The organism is Cohnella rhizosphaerae, assembly GCF_029525575.1.
Lineage (GTDB): Bacteria > Bacillota > Bacilli > Paenibacillales > Paenibacillaceae > Cohnella > Cohnella rhizosphaerae.
The window spans coordinates 79,906-97,675 of sequence record NZ_JAPDIA010000005.1 but is presented as its reverse complement, the minus strand read 5'-3'; the positions used below and the strand labels follow the sequence as shown (position 1 = coordinate 97,675).

13 protein-coding genes and 1 pseudogene are annotated in these 17,770 nt (G+C 61.2%); 12 read left to right on the top strand and 2 right to left on the bottom strand.

Going from position 1 to position 17,770, the window contains the following annotated elements:
• Positions 1 to 36 precede the first annotated feature (36 nt).
• From OMP40_RS17660 to pssA, 11 genes are all read left to right on the top strand, one after another.
• Positions 37 to 558 carry a UvrB/UvrC motif-containing protein gene (locus tag OMP40_RS17660; protein WP_277533401.1) on the top strand — a complete coding sequence of 174 codons (522 nt, stop codon included), beginning with the start codon at positions 37 to 39 and terminating at the stop codon, positions 556 to 558.
• Positions 559 to 571: 13 nt separating this feature from the next.
• Positions 572 to 1,636 (top strand): protein arginine kinase, encoded by a 1,065-nt coding sequence (locus OMP40_RS17655; protein ID WP_277533400.1) that lies wholly within the window; start codon positions 572 to 574, stop codon positions 1,634 to 1,636.
• 39 nt (positions 1,637 to 1,675) lie between these two features.
• Positions 1,676 to 4,144: an ATP-dependent protease ATP-binding subunit ClpC gene (clpC, locus tag OMP40_RS17650; RefSeq protein WP_277533399.1), complete on the top strand. Its 2,469-nt coding sequence runs from the start codon at positions 1,676 to 1,678 to the stop codon at positions 4,142 to 4,144.
• A 1,044-nt stretch (positions 4,145 to 5,188) separates the two neighbouring features.
• Positions 5,189 to 5,830 carry a response regulator gene (locus OMP40_RS17645; RefSeq protein WP_420871992.1) on the top strand — a complete coding sequence of 214 codons (642 nt, stop codon included), beginning with the start codon at positions 5,189 to 5,191 and terminating at the stop codon, positions 5,828 to 5,830.
• Between the two features lie 8 nt (positions 5,831 to 5,838).
• Positions 5,839 to 6,960 carry a sensor histidine kinase gene (locus tag OMP40_RS17640; protein WP_277533394.1) on the top strand — a complete coding sequence of 374 codons (1,122 nt, stop codon included), beginning with the start codon at positions 5,839 to 5,841 and terminating at the stop codon, positions 6,958 to 6,960.
• A gap of 122 nt (positions 6,961 to 7,082) precedes the next feature.
• Positions 7,083 to 8,018 (top strand): ABC transporter ATP-binding protein, encoded by a 936-nt coding sequence (locus OMP40_RS17635; RefSeq protein ID WP_277533390.1) that lies wholly within the window; start codon positions 7,083 to 7,085, stop codon positions 8,016 to 8,018.
• 13 nt (positions 8,019 to 8,031) lie between these two features.
• Positions 8,032 to 9,147 carry an ABC transporter permease gene (locus OMP40_RS17630; protein WP_277533389.1) on the top strand — a complete coding sequence of 372 codons (1,116 nt, stop codon included), beginning with the start codon at positions 8,032 to 8,034 and terminating at the stop codon, positions 9,145 to 9,147.
• A 2-nt stretch (positions 9,148 to 9,149) separates the two neighbouring features.
• On the top strand, positions 9,150 to 10,295 hold the full coding sequence (locus OMP40_RS17625; RefSeq protein ID WP_277533388.1) for an ABC transporter permease: 1,146 nt from the start codon (positions 9,150 to 9,152) through the stop codon (positions 10,293 to 10,295).
• A gap of 177 nt (positions 10,296 to 10,472) precedes the next feature.
• Positions 10,473 to 11,843 (top strand): DNA repair protein RadA, encoded by a 1,371-nt coding sequence (gene radA, locus OMP40_RS17620; protein ID WP_277533386.1) that lies wholly within the window; start codon positions 10,473 to 10,475, stop codon positions 11,841 to 11,843.
• A 16-nt stretch (positions 11,844 to 11,859) separates the two neighbouring features.
• Positions 11,860 to 12,954, top strand: coding sequence for a DNA integrity scanning diadenylate cyclase DisA (disA, locus tag OMP40_RS17615; protein WP_420871990.1), 1,095 nt, complete (start codon positions 11,860 to 11,862; stop codon positions 12,952 to 12,954).
• A 145-nt stretch (positions 12,955 to 13,099) separates the two neighbouring features.
• Complete coding sequence (gene pssA, locus OMP40_RS17610; RefSeq protein ID WP_277533384.1) at positions 13,100 to 13,840, top strand: CDP-diacylglycerol--serine O-phosphatidyltransferase; 741 nt, start codon at positions 13,100 to 13,102, stop codon at positions 13,838 to 13,840.
• Between the two features lie 269 nt (positions 13,841 to 14,109).
• Here pssA and OMP40_RS17605 read toward each other — a convergent pair whose 3' ends face one another.
• A complete protein-coding gene (locus tag OMP40_RS17605) occupies positions 14,110 to 15,513 on the bottom strand; it encodes a transposase (protein WP_420871864.1) in 1,404 nt (467 codons plus the stop codon).
• A gap of 498 nt (positions 15,514 to 16,011) precedes the next feature.
• Positions 16,012 to 16,408, bottom strand: a pseudogene (locus OMP40_RS17600) (nucleoside triphosphate pyrophosphohydrolase family protein).
• 255 nt (positions 16,409 to 16,663) lie between these two features.
• Here OMP40_RS17600 and OMP40_RS17595 point away from each other — a divergent pair.
• Complete coding sequence (locus tag OMP40_RS17595; protein ID WP_420871991.1) at positions 16,664 to 17,767, top strand: PIN/TRAM domain-containing protein; 1,104 nt, start codon at positions 16,664 to 16,666, stop codon at positions 17,765 to 17,767.
• Positions 17,768 to 17,770 lie beyond the last annotated feature (3 nt).

Sequence of the window (17,770 nt, the reverse complement as noted above, 5' to 3'; positions counted from 1 at the left end):
TTCGCCAACCTTTATAGCCGTAGGGAGGAGATCGAGTTGTTATGTCAGGAGTGCGGCCAGCGGCCGGCTACGCTTCATTTTTCGAAGTACGTCAACGGAGAAAAGACGGAGCTGCACATATGCGAGGCATGCGCCAGGGAGAAGGGCGAGCTGATCCCGGGGACATCGTCCGGCTTTTCCATCCACAACCTGCTCTCCGGCCTCATGGACTTCGATCCCGCCGGACTGACGGGCGCCAAAGCCCAGGTTCAGCAGCAGCAGCGCTGCGAGGGCTGCGGGATGACCTACGGCCAGTTCAGCAAGCTGGGCCGGTTCGGCTGCGCCCGCTGCTACAAGCAGTTCGCGGAACGGCTCGATCCCTTGCTAAAGCGGGTGCACGGCAATACGGTCCACGTGGGCAAAGTGCCGAAGCGGGCCGGCGGGCTGGTCAGGCTGCGTCGCGAGATCGACGGTCTGAAGCGCGAGATGCAGAGCCGGATCGAAGGCGAGGATTTCGAATCCGCCGCAGATCTGCGCGACCGCATCCGCGAGCTCGAGCGCGAAGTCCAGAACGGTTAGGGGGGCACGGCACATGGGTAATCGGAAATATACCGCGGAGGCGCTGAGCCCCTGGATGAAGGAGGATGCGCCGGATCGCGACGTCGTGCTCAGCAGCCGGGTCCGCATCGCCCGGAATTTGCGGCATCTGCCGTTTCCGATGATGGCCAGCGCCGTCCAGGCGGCGGAAGCGATGGACCGGCTGCTGCTCGTGAACGAGAGCGGCAGGCTGAACGGCCTCGGCGAAGTCAGCAGCGTCAGATTGTCCGAGCTGAGCGAGCTGGAGAAGCAGGTGCTGGTGGAAAAGCATCTGATCAGCCCCGCGCTGGCGAACCAAGCCCAGCATGCCGCGCTGATGCTCGGCCCCGGCGAAGACGTCAGCCTGATGGTGAACGAAGAGGACCATTTGCGCATTCAATGTCTGCATGCGGGATTTCAATTGAAGGAGACCTGGGATACCGCGAGCAAGATCGACGATATTTTCGAGGAAGCCGTCGATTATGCCTTCGACGAGAAGTACGGCTTCCTGACCAGCTGTCCGACCAATGTCGGCACGGGCATTCGCGCATCGGTCATGATGCATCTGCCCGCGCTCGTCATGACGGGTCAGATCAACCGGATCCTGTCGGCGGTCACGCAGGTCGGCCTGGCGGTCAGGGGCATGTACGGCGAGGGCAGCGAAGCGACGGGCAATCTGTTCCAGGTGTCCAACCAGATCACGCTCGGTCAGTCCGAGACCGAGATCATCGACCATTTGCACGCGGTCGCCCGCCAGATTATCGAACACGAGAAGGCGGCGAGAGCGAAGCTGATGAACGAGTCGAGACTGAAGGTCGAGGATCGGATCAAAAGATCGTTCGGCGTTCTGAGCTATGCCGCCGTCATCGATGCGAAGGAGGCTTCGCAGCGTCTGTCGGATCTGCGGCTCGGCGTCCATCTGGGCCTGCTGCCCGGGGTGGACGAGGGCACGCTGAACGAGCTGCTTGTCTCGATCCAGCCCGGATTCCTGCAGCAGGCGTACGGCGAGGCGCTCAGTCCGGAGCAGCGGGACATGACCCGCGCCCAAATGATCTCGTCCAGACTGGCAACTCATGCCTAAATCAACTATTCTTATATTATACGGAGGAGGTGCTGTCTCATGATGTTCGGACGATTCACCGAACGCGCACAGAAGGTTCTTGCACTGGCACAGGAAGAAGCGGTGCGCTTGGGACACAACAATATCGGTACGGAGCACATTCTGCTCGGACTTATCCGGGAAGGCGAATCCATCGCCGCCAAGGCGTTGATCGCGCTGGGTCTCGGTCTCGAGAAAATCCAGGACGAGGTCGAATCCCTCATCGGACGCGGCCAGGAGCAGCCGACCAACATCGCCTACACCCCGCGCGCGAAAAAGGTCATCGAGCTGTCGATGGACGAAGCGCGCAAGCTCGGCCATACGTACGTCGGCACGGAGCACATCCTGCTCGGTCTGATCCGCGAAGGCGAAGGCGTGGCCGCGCGCGTGCTGAACAACCTCGGCATCAGCCTGAACAAGGCGCGCCAGCAGGTGCTGCAGCTGCTCGGCAGCAGCGAGAGCGTGTCGCAGAATCACGGGCCTTCCAACAACGTCAGCACGCCTACGCTTGACGGCCTGGCCCGCGACCTGACGGCCAGCGCCCGCGACAACAATATCGACCCGGTCATCGGCCGCGCCAAGGAGATCGAACGCGTCATCCAGGTGCTCTCCCGCCGGACGAAGAACAACCCGGTCCTCATCGGCGAGCCCGGCGTCGGCAAGACGGCGATCGCCGAAGGTCTGGCGCAGCGCATCGTGAACAACGAGATTCCCGAGACGCTCCGCGACAAGCGCGTCATGACGCTCGACATGGGCTCCGTCGTCGCCGGCACGAAGTACCGCGGCGAATTCGAAGACCGCCTGAAGAAGATCATGGACGAGATTCGCCAGGCGGGCAACGTCATCCTGTTCATCGACGAGCTGCACACGCTGATCGGCGCAGGCGGCGCCGAAGGCGCGATCGACGCATCGAACATCCTGAAGCCGGCTCTCGCGAGAGGCGAGCTGCAGTGCATCGGCGCGACGACGCTCGACGAGTATCGCAAGTACATCGAGAAGGATGCCGCGCTTGAGCGCCGCTTCCAGCCGATTACCGTCGACCAGCCGTCGCCGGAAGAAGCGATCCAGATCCTGAACGGTCTGCGCGACCGCTACGAGGCGCATCACCGGGTCAAGATTACGGACGAGGCGATCGAAGCCGCGGTCAAGCTGTCCGACCGCTACATCACCGACCGCTTCCTGCCGGACAAGGCGATCGACCTGATCGACGAAGCCAGCTCCAAGGTGAGACTGCGCTCGTACACGGTACCGCCGAATCTCAAGCAGCTTGAGGCGCGTCTCGAGGATATCCGCAAGGAGAAGGACGCCGCCGTGCAAAGCCAGGAGTTCGAGAAGGCCGCCGCGCTGCGCGACACCGAGCAGAAGATTCGCGAGGAGCTCGACTCCACCAAGAACCAGTGGAAAGAAAAGCAAGGCCGCACGGACTCCGAGGTGACGCCGGACGATATCGCCCAGGTCGTCGCGAGCTGGACCGGCATTCCGGTCGTCAAGCTGGCCGAGGAAGAGACCGAGCGTCTGCTGAAGCTCGAGAGCATCCTGCACGACCGCGTCATCGGCCAGGAAGAAGCCGTCAAGGCCGTCGCCCGCGCCGTCCGCCGCTCCCGCGCCGGCCTCAAGGATCCGAAGCGTCCGATCGGCTCGTTCATCTTCCTCGGCCCGACTGGCGTCGGCAAGACCGAGCTGGCCCGCGCGCTGGCCGAAGCGATGTTCGGCGACGAGAACGCGGTCATCCGCATCGACATGTCGGAGTACATGGAGAAGCACTCCACGTCCCGTCTCGTCGGCGCGCCTCCCGGATATGTCGGCTACGACGAGGGTGGCCAGCTGACCGAGAAGGTTCGCCGCAAGCCGTACTCGGTCGTCCTGCTCGACGAGATCGAGAAGGCGCATCCCGAAGTGTTCAACGTGCTGCTGCAGGTGCTCGAGGATGGCCGTCTGACCGACTCGAAGGGCCGCACGGTCGACTTCCGCAACACGCTGATCATCATGACGTCGAACGTCGGCGCCGATCAGATCAAGCGCAACTCCACGCTCGGCTTCACCGCCGTGCAGGATGCGGGCAAAGATTATAACAACATGAAGGATAAGGTGCTCGGCGAGCTGAAGAAGTCGTTCCGCCCCGAGTTCCTGAACCGGATCGACGAGATGATCGTGTTCCACCCGCTCGCGGAGGAGCACATCGCGCAGATCGTCACGCTCATGGCGGACGATCTCAAGAAGCGTCTCGTCGAGCACAACGTCAAGTTCGAGCTCACCGAGTCCGCCAAGAACTTCCTTGCCAAGGAAGGTTTCGACCCCGCTTACGGCGCGCGTCCGCTGCGCCGGGCGATCCAGAAGCACATCGAGGACCGCCTGTCCGAGGAGCTGCTGCTCGGCAAGATCCAAAAGGGCGACACGCTCGAGATCGACGAGAAGGACGGCGCGCTGGTCGTGAACAATACCAAGCCGTCGTCTCTCGAAGAGAGCGAAGCGGTCAAAAACAACGGTTAATCCGGCTGCGGCAATAACTGCGCCCGCGGAACACTCGAGAGAGTCGTTCCGCGGGCGTTTTGCGCGTTGGCGGGTGCTTGTGAGGCAGACGGCAATAGGCGGCAATAGGAGGCAATAGGCGGCAATAGGCGGCAATAGGAGGCAATAGGAGGCAATAGGAGGCAATAGGAGGCAATAGGAGGCAAATGGCGGAAGAGGGGGGCGGGCCAGGGCAGGACGGCGCTCGGCAGCGGCGGCAGCTTCGGCGCTAGGCGCGCCGCGACCGGCGCTAGGCGCGAGGGGCGCCGCGACCGTGCTGCCCGCCCGCCATGCACAATTCTTGTGCATGGATGAGGCGCGAGGGGCGCCGCTACCGCGCAGCCCGCCCGCCATGCACAATTCTTGTGCATGGATGAAGCGCGAGGGGCGCCGCGCCCGTGCGGCCCGCCCGCCATGCACAATTCATGTGCATGGATGAAGCGCGAGGGGCGCCGCGACCGTGCTGCCCGCCCGCCATGCACAATTCATGTGCATGGATGAAGCGCGAGGGGCGCCGCGACCGCGCAGCCCGCCCGCCATGCACAATTCTTGTGCATGGATGAAGCGCGAGGGGCGCCGCGCCTGCGCAGCCCGCCCGCCATGCACAATTCTTGTGCATGGATGAGGCGCGAGGGGCGCCGCGACCGCGAAGCCCGCCCGCCATGCACAATTCATGTGCATGTATGAAGCGCGAGGGGCGCCGCGCCCGTGCAGCCCGCCCGCCATGCACAATTCTTGTGCATGTATGAGGCGCGAGGGGCGCCGCGCCCGTGCAGCCCGCCCGCCATGCACAATTCTTGTGCATGGATGAAGCGCGAGGGGCGCCGCACCCGTGCTACCCGCCCGCCATGCACAATTCTTGTGCATGGATGAAGCGCGTAGCGCACCGAGCCAAGCGAAGTTCGGCTTAGGCGATTGCGCCTCGCCCCCCGCAGCGCTTATGATCGACATAGACATAAAGCGAGGTGGAAGGCTTTGCCGATCAAAGTGCTGATCGCCGACGACAATTCATTTATCCGCGAAGGCATGAAAATCATCCTGACCAGCTTCGAGGAATTCGAGGTGGTGGGAACGGTCGAGGACGGCGCCCAGGCCGCCGCCTTCTGCGAGGCGTACGCGCCGGACGTGGCGCTGCTGGACGTTCGCATGCCGAACATGAACGGCGTGGAGGCGGCCCGGCTCATCGCGGCGAACACGAAGACCAAGCCGCTGATTCTGACGACCTTCGACGACGAGGAATACATTCTCGAAGCGATCAAGGCGGGAGCCAGAGGCTACCTGCTGAAAAATAACGACCCGGAGCGGATCCGCGACGCCATCAAAAGCGTGCACAACAAGCACGACGTGCTCCAGGACGTCGTGCTTGACAAGATCAAGGCGCAGCTCGCGCAAGGCGCCGCTCCAAGTCAGCAGGCGCCGGCCGCTGCGCCGTCCGTCAAGCCGGGCGAAGCGATCGACCGCAGCCTGTTCACCGAGCGCGAGCTCGACATCATGGCGCAGATCGCCCGCGGGCTGTCGAACAAGGAGATCTCGCGCAAGCTGTTCATCTCCGAGGGCACGACCGCCAACTACATTACTTCGATCTTGAACAAGACCGGCCTCGAGCACCGCACGCAGATCGCGATCTACTACCTCACGGGCGAAGCCCGCGTGCCGGAAGAGGAGTAAACAAGCCGATGGAGCTTTGGCTGCTCGGGAGCAAATCCGTTCTGTTGCTGTTTATTGGATACATGCTGTACGGGACGCCGCACGACGAATCGTTCCGTCCCGCCTATATGCTCGTCCTCCTGACGTACACCTGCCTCAGCTTCGGCATCCCGCCCTTGCGGCGCATCCGGCATGCGTCGCTCGCGCTGTCGGCGCTCTCCGCGGCGCTCGGGGTCTACGGCGCGCTGGAGCTGCATCCGCTGTTCCTGCTGCTCGCCGTCCCGAACCTGTACGAGGCGGCGTCCGGTCTCGGCGCCGCCAACTGGCAGTCCGCCGTCGCCATGGCCGCGGCCGCCTTGCTGCTGCCGGCCGGGGACAGGCCGCTCTATGCGCTGGCGGCGGCGCTGTGCTTCATGCTGTACGTCTCGACCTGCAGGCTGCACGCGCGGCTTGCCCTCCGAGAGGAGGAGCGGGACAAGCTGCAGGACGACGCGCGCAGGCTGACCCGCGCGCTCGCGGACAACGAGGAGTACGCCCGCCAATCCGAGTATACGATCAAGCTGGAGGAGCGGGGGCGGCTGTCGCAGCAAATCCACGACGAGATCGGCCACTCGATGGCCGGCGCGCTCATTCAGATGGAGGCGGCCAGACGGCTGCTCGACACGAACCGGGCGAAGGCGGAGGAGCTGCTGGGCAACGCGATCGTCATCTCCAAGGAAGGGCTGGAGCGCATCCGTCTGACGTTGAAGCAATCCAAGCCGCCCGCGGAGCAGCTCGGCATCGGGCGGCTGCAGCTGTTCGTGGACGAGCTGTCGGCGAAGCACGACATTCGCGCGACGCTGAACTACGCCGGCGATCTCGATACGATTACCCAGCTCCAGTGGCGCATCATTCAGGCCAACGTCACCGAGGCCGTCACCAATTCGCTCAAGTACGGCGGCGCCGAATCGATCGCGGTCGAAGTGCTCGTCCTGAACAAATTCGTCAAGGCGGTCGTGCGCGACGACGGGCGCGGAGCCGACAAGGTCGTCAAGGGACTCGGCATCGTCGGCATGGAGGAGCGGGCGGCTTCGGAGGGCGGCACGATCATCGTCGACGGCTCCCGCGGCTTCAGCGTGACGACGCTGCTGCCCGTGCGCGCGGGCTCATGAGATATTCATGAGCGGTTTCCATGAGATTTCTCATGCCAAAGGATGAACTTATGCACTGACATAAGGGCGTCCTTTTTTTTTATGATGAGATCAACAAATGAACGACAGGGAGCGAAAGCGCGATGAACATTATCGAGATCGGCGGACTGACCAAGAAGTTCGGGGACTTCGCTGCGGTGGACAATATGTCTCTCACCTTAAAGGAAGGAGAGATCTTCGGCTTCCTCGGCGCGAACGGGGCCGGCAAGAGCACGACGATCAGCATGATCGCCTCGCTGCTCCGCCCGACGAAGGGAGAGATCAAGTTTCTCGGCAAAAATATCGCCAAGCATGCGCACTTCGCGAAGATGAACATCGGCATCGTGCCGCAGGATCTGGCCATCTACGAGGATATGACCGCCTTTGAAAACGTGAAATTTTTCGCCGGGCTTTACGGCTTCCGCGGCAGCGAGCTGAAGGCGCGGGTGGAGGAGGCGCTCAGCTTCGTGGGACTCGGCGACAAGCAGAAGGAGCTTCCCAAAAACTTCTCCGGCGGCATGAAGCGCCGGCTTAACATCGCCTGCGCCATCGCGCACCGGCCGAAGCTGATCATCATGGACGAACCGACGGTCGGCATCGATCCGCACTCGCGCAACTACATTTTGCAATCGGTCAAGGAACTGAACCGCATGGGCTGCACGATTCTCTACACCAGCCACTACATGGAAGAGGTCGAGGAGATCTGCACGCGCATCGCGATCGTCGACCACGGCAAGATCATCGCGGACGGCACCAAGGAGCAGCTCAAGGCGATCATCACCGACTCGAAGGAGATCTGGATCGACGTGAAGAGCGTCGAGGGCCTGAATCAGGAGCGGCTCAAGGAGATCCGGGGCGTCCTTAGCGTCCGGATCGAGGAGCAGCGGCTCAAGATCCAGTCTCGCGCCGAGATCGCCAACCTGAACGACATCGTTCAGCAGCTCATCCGCGACGGCATGGAGATTCGCGCGGTCGAGGAGCAGGCGCCGAACCTCGAGACGGTGTTCCTGACGCTGACGGGCCGCAATCTGAGAGACTAAGGGGGACGAGTGCGTGAATACGCTGCATATCGCAAAAAAAGAAATCGTGTCGGCGCTTCGCAACAAGTCCACCTTTCTCTTCATGCTCGCCTTTCCGATCGCGCTCATGCTCATCCTGGGGCTGGCGCTGTCCAACGCGTTCTCCGGCAGCATCGAGATCGCCGACGTCAAGATGGCATACAAGATCGATCAGGCGAGCCCCGAGCTTGCTGCCGGCTGGGAGAGCTTCGCGAAGGCCGCCGAGGAGAGCGGGATCGAAATAATAGCGCTGCCTCCGGGACAGGACGGCAAGCAGGCCGTCATCGAAGCGCAATACGCGGCTTTCGCCGACGTCTCCGACAAGGGCATCGCCTACTACGACAACAGCCGGAGCACGATCGAGAGCAACATTTTGCAGGGCATGCTGACATCTTTCGCGGACCGCTATAATCTCCAGGCCGCCTTCGCGAGCGCAGGCCTGTCGTCGCAGACCGGCGACGGCCAAGCGCCCGCCCAGTTGGTGAAGGCGACTTCGCTCACGGCGGACAGCCAACCGAACTCCATGGATTATTACGCGGTCGCCATGACGACGATGATCGCGTTGTACGCGGCGCTTAATGCCGCTTCGCTCATCGAGAGCGAACGGACGCGCCACACGATCGTCCGGCTATCCGCCGCGCCGGTGTCCAAGGCCGAGATTTTCGCCGGCAAGGTGCTCGGCAGCACCTTTATCAACGCGATTTTCCTCGTCACCGTCATGCTGATCAGCCATTTCGCCTTCGGGGCAAACTGGGGCGATCATCCGGTGCAAGTCCTGCTCGTGCTGGTCACGGAGGTGCTGATGTCGATCGGCTTCGGCCTCGCGGCAGGCATGATCTTCCGCGGCAAAGCATCCCATTCGTTTCTGCTCATCTTCATCCAGATCGCCTCGTTCGTAGGCGGCGCGTACTTCCCGGTGACCGACTTCGGCGGCTTTATCGGAACCGTATCCTACTATTCCCCGCTGCGCTGGAACAACGCCGGCGTCATCGAGACGGTGTTCGGCGGAGACGCGGCTCCCGCCTTGCAGGCTGCCGGCTATAATCTTGCGGCAGCGATCTTCCTGCTCGCCGTATGCATGTTCCTGATCCGCAGAAGGGAGACGATCTGACCGTGAAAACGATTCTCTGGCTCATGGCCCATACTTTCCGCAACACCTTCCGCAAGCGTTCGAATATTATCCTGTTCCTGCTGCCCGTCGCCGGCGTCCTGCTCTCCGCCGGGCTGTACGGCAGCGCCGGAGGCGCCGGCCTTCGCATCGGCATCGTTCAGCAGGACGGCGCGGACGCCGTAGGCCGCGATATCGCCGCCTTCGTCGGCGCGCTGGACGGCGTCAAGATAACGGAGACGTCGGATGCCGACCTGAAGGACCAGATCGCGGCGGGCAAGCTGGACGCGGGCATCGCCATCCCGGCGGGATTCGGGGAGAAACTCAAGGCGGGATCGCCGGAGCCGCTCGAGCTGTTGTCCGTCAAGGGCGCGCAGGTGACGGCTTACGTTCAGGCGATGCTGGACGGCTACCTGAACAACGTCGCTTCGATCGCTTCGGAAACGCAAGGAGACAAGGCGCGCTTCGAGAGAATCTACGCCGCGTATACGCAGGGCGGCTTTAAGGTCGACCGCGAGCGTCTGAACGACGCGTCCAACGTCAAAGACACGACGTACCAATCGCTCGGCTTCCTGGTCGCATTCATTATGTTCTCGTCCGTCAACATGTCGGAGATGATCCTGCGCGAGAAAGAAAATCGCACGTTCCTGCGCCTGCTCTCTTCGCCGGTGACCGCGAGATCGTACGTCGCGGCGAACGTCGCGGTCAATGTCATCGCCATGATGTGCCAGATCGCCCTGACGCTGACCTTCATGCGAGCCGTGCTCCATATCGACTCCGGCGTTCCCGTCATGCAGTTGGCCCTGATCCTGGTACTGTTCGGCCTTGGCGCGATCGCGCTGTCGCTGATGATCGTCTCGCTCTCCAAGTCGAAAGGACAGTCCAGCGCGCTGCAAAACCTCATCATCACGCCGACATGCCTGCTGGCCGGCTGCTACTTCCCGATGGACATCATGCCGGACGCCATCCGCAAGGTCGGCGCGTTTCTGCCGCAGCACTGGCTGCTCGATACGGTCAACCGGCTGCAGCACGGCGACAGCTTCGGCAGCCTGTACATGAACTTGCTCGTGCTGGTCGCCTTCGCCGCCGCCTTCGCCGCGATCGCGATCTTCCGCTTCAGCCGCAACAACGATACGAGAAGCTTTGTCTGATCCCGTCTTGCGGACGTCTGCGCCGCGCGTGCTTTCCTCCGAATGCGTTCCTTCGGTCCGTCGCAAGGGTCTCCCTTCGCGGCGGATCTTTGCGTACGCCGGGGGGAGGCGGACTTTAACCGGGGAGAGCAAGTGTGATACACTTCTTGTAACTAGCGAACCAATGAAGGGAATCCCATGGCCAAGCTGAAAATCAAGTTCGTCTGCACCGAATGCGGCACCGAATCGCCCAAATGGATGGGCAAGTGCCCGGGGTGCGGGGCATGGAACACGATGGTGGAGGAAGCCGAGCCGGTCGTCAAGGCGAACGTCGGACGCAGCAGCGAGCTGACCCGGACGAAAGAAAAGGCCCAGTCCATCATACACATAGAAAGCGGCAAGGAACCCCGGATCCCGACGGGAAACGGGGAGCTCAACCGCGTGCTGGGCGGCGGGCTCGTGCCCGGCTCGCTGCTGCTCGTCGGCGGCGATCCGGGCATCGGCAAGTCGACGCTGCTGCTGCAGACGTCGAATACGCTCGCCGGCCAGGGCCTGACCGTGCTGTACGTGTCGGGGGAAGAGTCCGTCCGCCAGACCAAGCTTCGCGCCGACCGGCTGGGCGCGCTCAGCGAGCGTCTGTTCGTGCTGTGCGAGACGAATCTGGACCTCGTCGAGCAGTCCATCGAGGAAGTGAAGCCGGACTTCCTCGTCATCGATTCGATTCAGACCGTCTACCGTTCCGACGTGCCTTCCGCGCCGGGCAGCGTCGCGCAGGTGCGCGAGTGCACGGCCCAGTTCATGCGCATCGCCAAGCAGGGCGGCGTCGCGACCGTGCTCGTCGGCCACGTCACCAAGGAAGGCGCGATCGCCGGCCCGCGGCTGCTCGAGCATATGGTCGATTGCGTGCTCTACTTCGAGGGCGAACGCCACCATTCTTACCGGCTGCTGCGCGCGGTCAAGAATCGCTTCGGCTCCACCAACGAGATCGGCATCTTCGACATGTCGGAGGACGGCCTGCGCGAGGTGTCGAATCCGTCCGAGCTGTTCCTGACCGAGCGTCCGCTCGGCGTGTCCGGCTCCACGGTCGTCGCGAGCATGGAGGGAACGCGGCCCGTCATGGTCGAGCTGCAGGCGCTCGTCGCGCCGACGCATTTTCCGTCGCCGCGGCGCATGTCCTCGGGGCTCGACCATCATCGGATATCGCTCGTCATCGCCGTGCTCGAGAAGCGCATGGGCATGTTTTTTCAAAATCAGGATGCCTACGTGAACGTCGCCGGAGGCATCAAGCTGGATGAACCGGCGGCGGACCTGGCCGCCGCGGTGAGCCTGGCGTCGAGCTTTCGCGACCTGGCCACCAAGCCCGACGACGTCGTATTCGGCGAGGTGGGGCTGACCGGAGAGGTGCGGGCGGTCTCCCGCGCCGAGACGCGCGTCAAGGAAGCGCTCAAGCTCGGCTTCAAGCGGGTCATCCTGCCCGAAGCGAGCCTGAAGGGCTGGCAGCCGCCGGCCGGCATCCGGCTGGTGCCCGTCAAGTCCGTGGCCGAAGCGCTCAAGGCGGCATTGGAATAGGGGGGGAACGGATCGCGTGACGAAGGAGATCAAAGACAAAGAACGCGAGCAGCAGGACGTCATGAACCAGCTGCTGCGGATGGTCGCGCCGGGCACGCCGCTGCGCGACGGACTCGAAAACGTACTGCGCGCCAAGACCGGCGCGCTCATCGTCGTCGGCTACGGTCCGGAGGTGATGGAGGTCGTCGACGGCGGCTTTTCCATCAACTGCGACTTCAGCCCGAACTATCTGTACGAGCTCGCCAAGATGGACGGCGCGATCATTCTGAGCGAGGACGCCAAGCGGATCTTGTACGCCAATACGCAGCTTATCCCGGATCCGTCGATCTCCTCGATCGAGACGGGCATCCGGCACCGCACCGCGGAGCGGGTGGCGAAGCAGACCGGGCAGCTCGTCGTGTCCATCTCCCAGCGCCGCAATATCATCACCCTGTACCAGGGGCAGCTGCGCTACGCGCTCAAGGACATGGGCGTCATCCTGACGAAGGCGAACCAGGCGATCCAGACGCTGGAGCGGTACCGGGCGGTCTATACGCAGACGCTGACGGACCTGTCGGCGCTGGAATTCGAGAACCTGGTGACGATGCACGAGGTCGTCTACGCGCTCCAGCGCGCCGAGATGGTGCTGCGTATCCGGATGGAGATCAAGCGGTATGTGCTCGAGCTGGGCAACGAAGGCCGTCTGATCAATATGCAATTGGAAGAGCTGGTCGGCCATGCCGAGGAGGAGGCGCGCCTCCTCCTCAAAGACTATGCCAAGGACGCTTCCGAAGACCGGATTCGGGAGATTCAGCACGCGCTCAAGAAACTGAGCTCCGACGAGCTGCTGGATTCGGTGCTGATCATCCGGCTGCTCGGCTACGTGTCGCTGAGCGCCGTGGCCGAGGAGGGACTGCCGTCTCGCGGCTATCGGATTCTGGGCAAAATCTCGCGGCTGCCCGCCGTCATCGTCCACAATCTCGTCGATCGCTTCGGCGCGCTGACGCGTATCGCGCAGGCTTCGATCGAAGAGCTCGACGAGGTCGACGGCATCGGCGAAGTCCGCGCCCGCGCGATCCGCGACGGACTGAAGCGGATTCGGGAGCAGGTGTTCATTGACAGACAGATATAGGCATCATACAATGGGGAATGTTGCCTGCGGAGACGGTATCTGCATCCGCTTGCAGCCGGCTCTTAGACTAGCCTGCCCGGGCGACTGTCGTCCCAAGCGTTGGCGATCGGCCCGAACGGGTATAGTAAAGTAGAGGTGAAGTCCAATGTTTACAAAGTCGTTGCCGAACCTTTTTACCATAGGCAATTTATTTTTAGGCGTATTATCGATCATATTGGCGTTCAACGACCGCGCGGACGGCGCGGCCTTGCTGGTTATCATCGCCATGCTGCTCGACGGTCTCGACGGCCGGGTGGCCCGGGCGCTGAACGTCCAGAGCGAGTTCGGCAAGGAGCTGGATTCGCTGTCCGACGTCATCTCGTTCGGCGTCGCGCCGGCCTTCATTATGTATCAAGCCGCCTTCACCGACGTCAATCCGGCGCTCGCATGGATCATCACCGCGATCTTCCCGATCTGCGGCGCGTTGCGGCTCGCCCGCTTCAACGTGATCGAGGGCATTCCCGGCTACTTCATCGGACTGCCGATTCCGGCTGCCGGCGGCGTGCTGGCGACGCTGGCTCTTTTCCACAACGATCTGCATGTGTACCTGCTGCTCGTCGCCACGCTGGCGCTGTCCTTCCTTATGGTCAGCAGCCTGAAGTACCCGAACTTCAAGAAGCTCGGGCTGCCTAAGGCCGCGATCTGGGCCGTGCCGCTCGTCGTCGCCGCGGCGGTGATCCTGGCGTTCATGTTCCCGCGGGCGATCCCGAACTTCATCCTCGTGATGCTGCTGCTGTACGCGCTCTGGGGCCTAAAAAAAAACGTTGAGCGCATGTTCTCCGGCGCCTACAAGCGTCTTCGCCGCAAACGGCGCAAGAACGAGGAGCGACCGCGCCGCGGCGCATAATCGCCAAGCAGGCGCAAAAGCCATCCTTCGCCCTATCGGCGTTGGACGGCTTTTTTTAATTATGGCGGCGAGTCGTGACAGGTAAGCGCATTTTGGCATGGCGGGGTTTCCCACCTGTGTGGCGGGTCGGAAAACCTGCATATGCGCATGTATTTTCTGTCGGCCGACGACACTTGATAAAATACATGCAAATAAAGTCAATTTCAGAATTCATTTGGTGATGGAGCCAAGCATGAGGCCAATGTTGGGGAAGTCCTTTTTTTTTGAGGTTAAGCGGCTGGTTTTGCTTCGCGGATGCGCTTGTTTAATTTATCTATTGCAAGTTTGCATACATTGTATGTGAGACAACTTAAGTCCATATCTACGAATGCACGTCTTTTAAGCTTTCGCGTCGTGCCTAATTCCAGATAAAGTTTTAAATAGGCAAAGACACGCTCAACCGCGGTCCGCTGTTTAAATAATTGATGGAACTTTTCACTGCCTCGCCCAGGTGCAGTATATCTACGAACATCCTCTTTTACTTGTTTTTTTATCACCTTTTGGCAGCCGTCGGCTTGAAACGGACAGGCTGCGCATTCTTTGGGTGCTACAAATTTAACAGTATCCCGAGTCGCATCATAGCTATCGTAGCGGTACGAATGACCTTGTTTGCACGTTGGGCGCAAGTGCTTATCTACACCATCCGGCAGTTTGGTGCGATGAACAAGCGGAATAAGCGAACATGCACCTACATCTCTAACTTGCTGGTAAACGGGCTCGCTATCGTAACCTTTGTCGCCTAACACGTACTTAGGCTGGAGTGTTGGGAACCGCTCTTTTAATCGTTTAAGCAGCACGATCGCCGGACGTTGGTCGTTTACATGAGCCGAGCAGTTTACGCCAGTCACAATATACTGACTCTGGCAATCCACTAACAAATTGAGCTTGTAGCCGTACCAATATTTTACGCGTCCGCTTCCGCGGGGATCGCCTTTTGCTCCTACACTTGGATAGGTCGGCATGTCCGCGATGAGTTCCTCGTAGCTGCAAGACAACATCCCCGCAACTTCCTTTTCGAAGTGTGTTAACGAAGCTTCATAGGCCTCGACTTGCGCACGCCACGCGGCCTCCTCGGCTTTGGGGACGCGCCCGCGTTTGACACGCTTGGGTTTCTCGGGCTTGGGGGCTGGCTGCGGGACATGGCTGACGGCGTCCAGAAAAGCAGGCTCTTCGCTGTCTTCTACCTCCTTGGGGAGAATGGACGGGGCCGGTTTAGACGCGTCAATTTTGGGGTTTCGGTCAAAGGCTTCCACATGCGAAGAGTCCACCGCCATGCTTTCACCTTTCAGGAAGCCTTCTGTAATCGCTGCATCCACCGTAATATCGATGACCTCATGCAGGATACCGGACTGCTGAAGTTTGGTGAAAAGCCTGGAATAGGCGGCTTGGCTCGGTACCCGATCAGAGCCTGTAAAGTGACAGCGCAATCTGAATTCTGCACTGCTTTTCAGACGGTTGACCAGGTCCTTGATGAAGCGAATATGCTCGATTTTGCAAAGGATAAGCGAAAAGATCATCGCTCTGGTGTTCAAGCTTTCGGGCCGACCACGTCGTTTGAAGCTACTGATGGCGTACAAGATTTTCGCAATAGGAACTTCTTCCAAAATGAGGTCGTCTTTTGACGCCGGGGACATTTTTAGAAGGGTCTCAAAGGAAAAGAGCTCTTCCTGTCGAATTGGTATCGTAGGAGTACTTCCTTTCTTTCTCGTTTTGGGTGGCTAACCTTAATTTCGAGAATGTGGGGAGGTACTCCTCTTTGGTGCGCCAAAAAAAGTCAGTCGTAGCAAGGGGTTTGAATTATGAAATTGACTTAATATGCAGGTAAATTCGAAGCGCACGCCGGAAATGGGGCAGATGAAGTAAAATAACTGCGCATTTGCAGTTATTCTGTCCTGAAGGGGCGAGAACATCAAAATTAGATGTATAATTGCAGGCTTTTGCAGGCTTTGCGCCGAGAGCCGGCACGGGCGATCCGTCGGGTAATCCGACCGCCGTCGGCCGGCTAACGGGCGATTGTCGACTCGCGATCGATCGACGAATCGAGTTTGGGACATCCGTCAATTAAAAAAGAAGACCGTCAGGGCGATTTTCCCTGACGGATTCTCTTTGCGCCCGCGGAAGTCGCTCCCGATCTAAGTCAGGTTGAACCAGCCGAGCGTGCTGCATTTTTCCGATTCCTTGGTGACGACTTCATCCAGGTTGACGCCAAGCAGATTGCAATAAGCGGACAGATAGAACAGGTTCTTGCCCATCTCCGAACGAATGATGTCGGCGCATTGCTCGCAGAGCTCCCCCCGTCATGTGGGATTTGGTCTGGCGCCTGGCTTCGTCCAGCTCCAAATCGGGTGAGAAGCCTTGCTGCTTGGCGCTAAGCTCGATGCATCCGCATTCGGTGATGGACTTGGACACAGCCCGGTTGACCGAAGCGTTCGACTGGCTGTACTTGGTCATGACATCCAGCAGACTGCGGTGACGAAGCAGAAGCTCGGACACCTGCTGCTGAAATTCCTGCAGTGTTGGCGCGCTCATTCCATCCACCTCGGTTGCCCGTATTGGCGTTGCTTAGAACTCATTATAGAACAAGGGCATCGGTATTACAAAGCGTAAAGCGATTGAACGATGCGCGCCCTCGCGCCAAAGCGCCTGAAGCGGCTTGCCTTCGTCCGGCCGAATCGGCCGAACGCGATCGACAGACCCATTTTCCGCTCCCGAGACAGGATTAATCCGCCCGAATTTGGACCATACTGGTAGCAAATCAGGTTATTCTTGGGAGTGATACTTATGTTGATGAAACGATTGATACAAGCCTTCGGGCTGCTGGCAGGCCTTGCGATCGGACAAGGCTTCGCATCTTCCGCGAGCGTGTCCGGCGGCGCGCGGACGTCCTGGATGGGCGGCGCGCTCGGCACGGCGGCATACGGCGGCGGAATCGGCGCGTACGCGACCTGGATCGGCGCGGCGCTTGGCTTCGTTATCGCGACGGCGTGCGCGGGACCGCTCTCGGAGCTGCTGCGCAGGAGCGTCGACCGGCTCGCGGGCATGCCGGCCACGCAGCTGATCGCAGGGCTGGCCGGAGGCGGTACCGGGCTTGTCCTCGCCATGCTGCTTATGCCGTATCTCGGCGCGGTGCCGCGCGTGGGCGCGCTGCTCTCCGCGGGGACGGCGCTGGCGTTCGCGTACGCAGGAACGCATATCGGGCTTCGCAAGCAGGAGGAGGTCGCGGGCTGGGGCGCCGACCGGCGCAAGCCGGAGCCGGCGGCGGAGGATTCGCCCAGGTTCGAGGAGCATAAAATTTTGGATACAAGCGTCATTATCGACGGCCGCATCGCCGACATTTGCAAGACGGGCTTCATCGAGGGCACGCTGGTCATCCCCGAGTTCGTGCTGGAGGAACTGCAGCATATCGCGGATTCGTCCGACCTGCTCAAGCGGAATCGCGGCCGCCGCGGGCTCGACATCCTGAACAAGATCCAGAAGGAGCTGGACGTGAAGGTGCTCATCTACGAGGATCCGGGCGACGAGACCGGCGAGGTCGACAGCCGTCTCGTAAAGCTCGCGAAGGCGATGCGGGGGAAGGTCGTCACCAACGACTTCAACCTGAACAAGGTGTGCGAGCTGCAGGGCGTATCCGTGTTGAACATCAACGATCTGGCGAACGCAGTGAAGCCGGTCGTGCTGCCGGGCGAGGAGATCGTGGTGCAGGTCATCAAGGACGGCAAGGAGCATGGCCAGGGCGTCGCCTATCTCGACGACGGCACGATGATCGTGGTGGAGGGCGGGCGCGACTTCATCGGCACGACGATGGAGGTGCTCGTGACGAGCGTGCTGCAGACGTCGGCGGGCCGGATGATCTTCGCGAAGCCGAAGCTGCTGGAGCGGGCTTTGTAGAAT

Bases quoted from the DNA above. Each gene is read 5' to 3' on its own strand.
- pssA (WP_277533384.1), top strand. From the start codon at position 13,100: ATGTTTACAAAGTCGTTGCCGAACCTTTTTACCATAGGCAATTTATTT.
- OMP40_RS17635 (WP_277533390.1), top strand. From the start codon at position 7,083: ATGAACATTATCGAGATCGGCGGACTGACCAAGAAGTTCGGGGACTTC.
- OMP40_RS17655 (WP_277533400.1), top strand. From the start codon at position 572: ATGGGTAATCGGAAATATACCGCGGAGGCGCTGAGCCCCTGGATGAAG.
- OMP40_RS17645 (WP_420871992.1), top strand. From the start codon at position 5,189: ATGAAAATCATCCTGACCAGCTTCGAGGAATTCGAGGTGGTGGGAACG.
- OMP40_RS17640 (WP_277533394.1), top strand. From the start codon at position 5,839: ATGGAGCTTTGGCTGCTCGGGAGCAAATCCGTTCTGTTGCTGTTTATT.
- clpC (WP_277533399.1), top strand. From the start codon at position 1,676: ATGATGTTCGGACGATTCACCGAACGCGCACAGAAGGTTCTTGCACTG.
- radA (WP_277533386.1), top strand. From the start codon at position 10,473: ATGGCCAAGCTGAAAATCAAGTTCGTCTGCACCGAATGCGGCACCGAA.
- OMP40_RS17605 (WP_420871864.1), bottom strand. From the start codon at position 15,513: ATGTCCCCGGCGTCAAAAGACGACCTCATTTTGGAAGAAGTTCCTATT.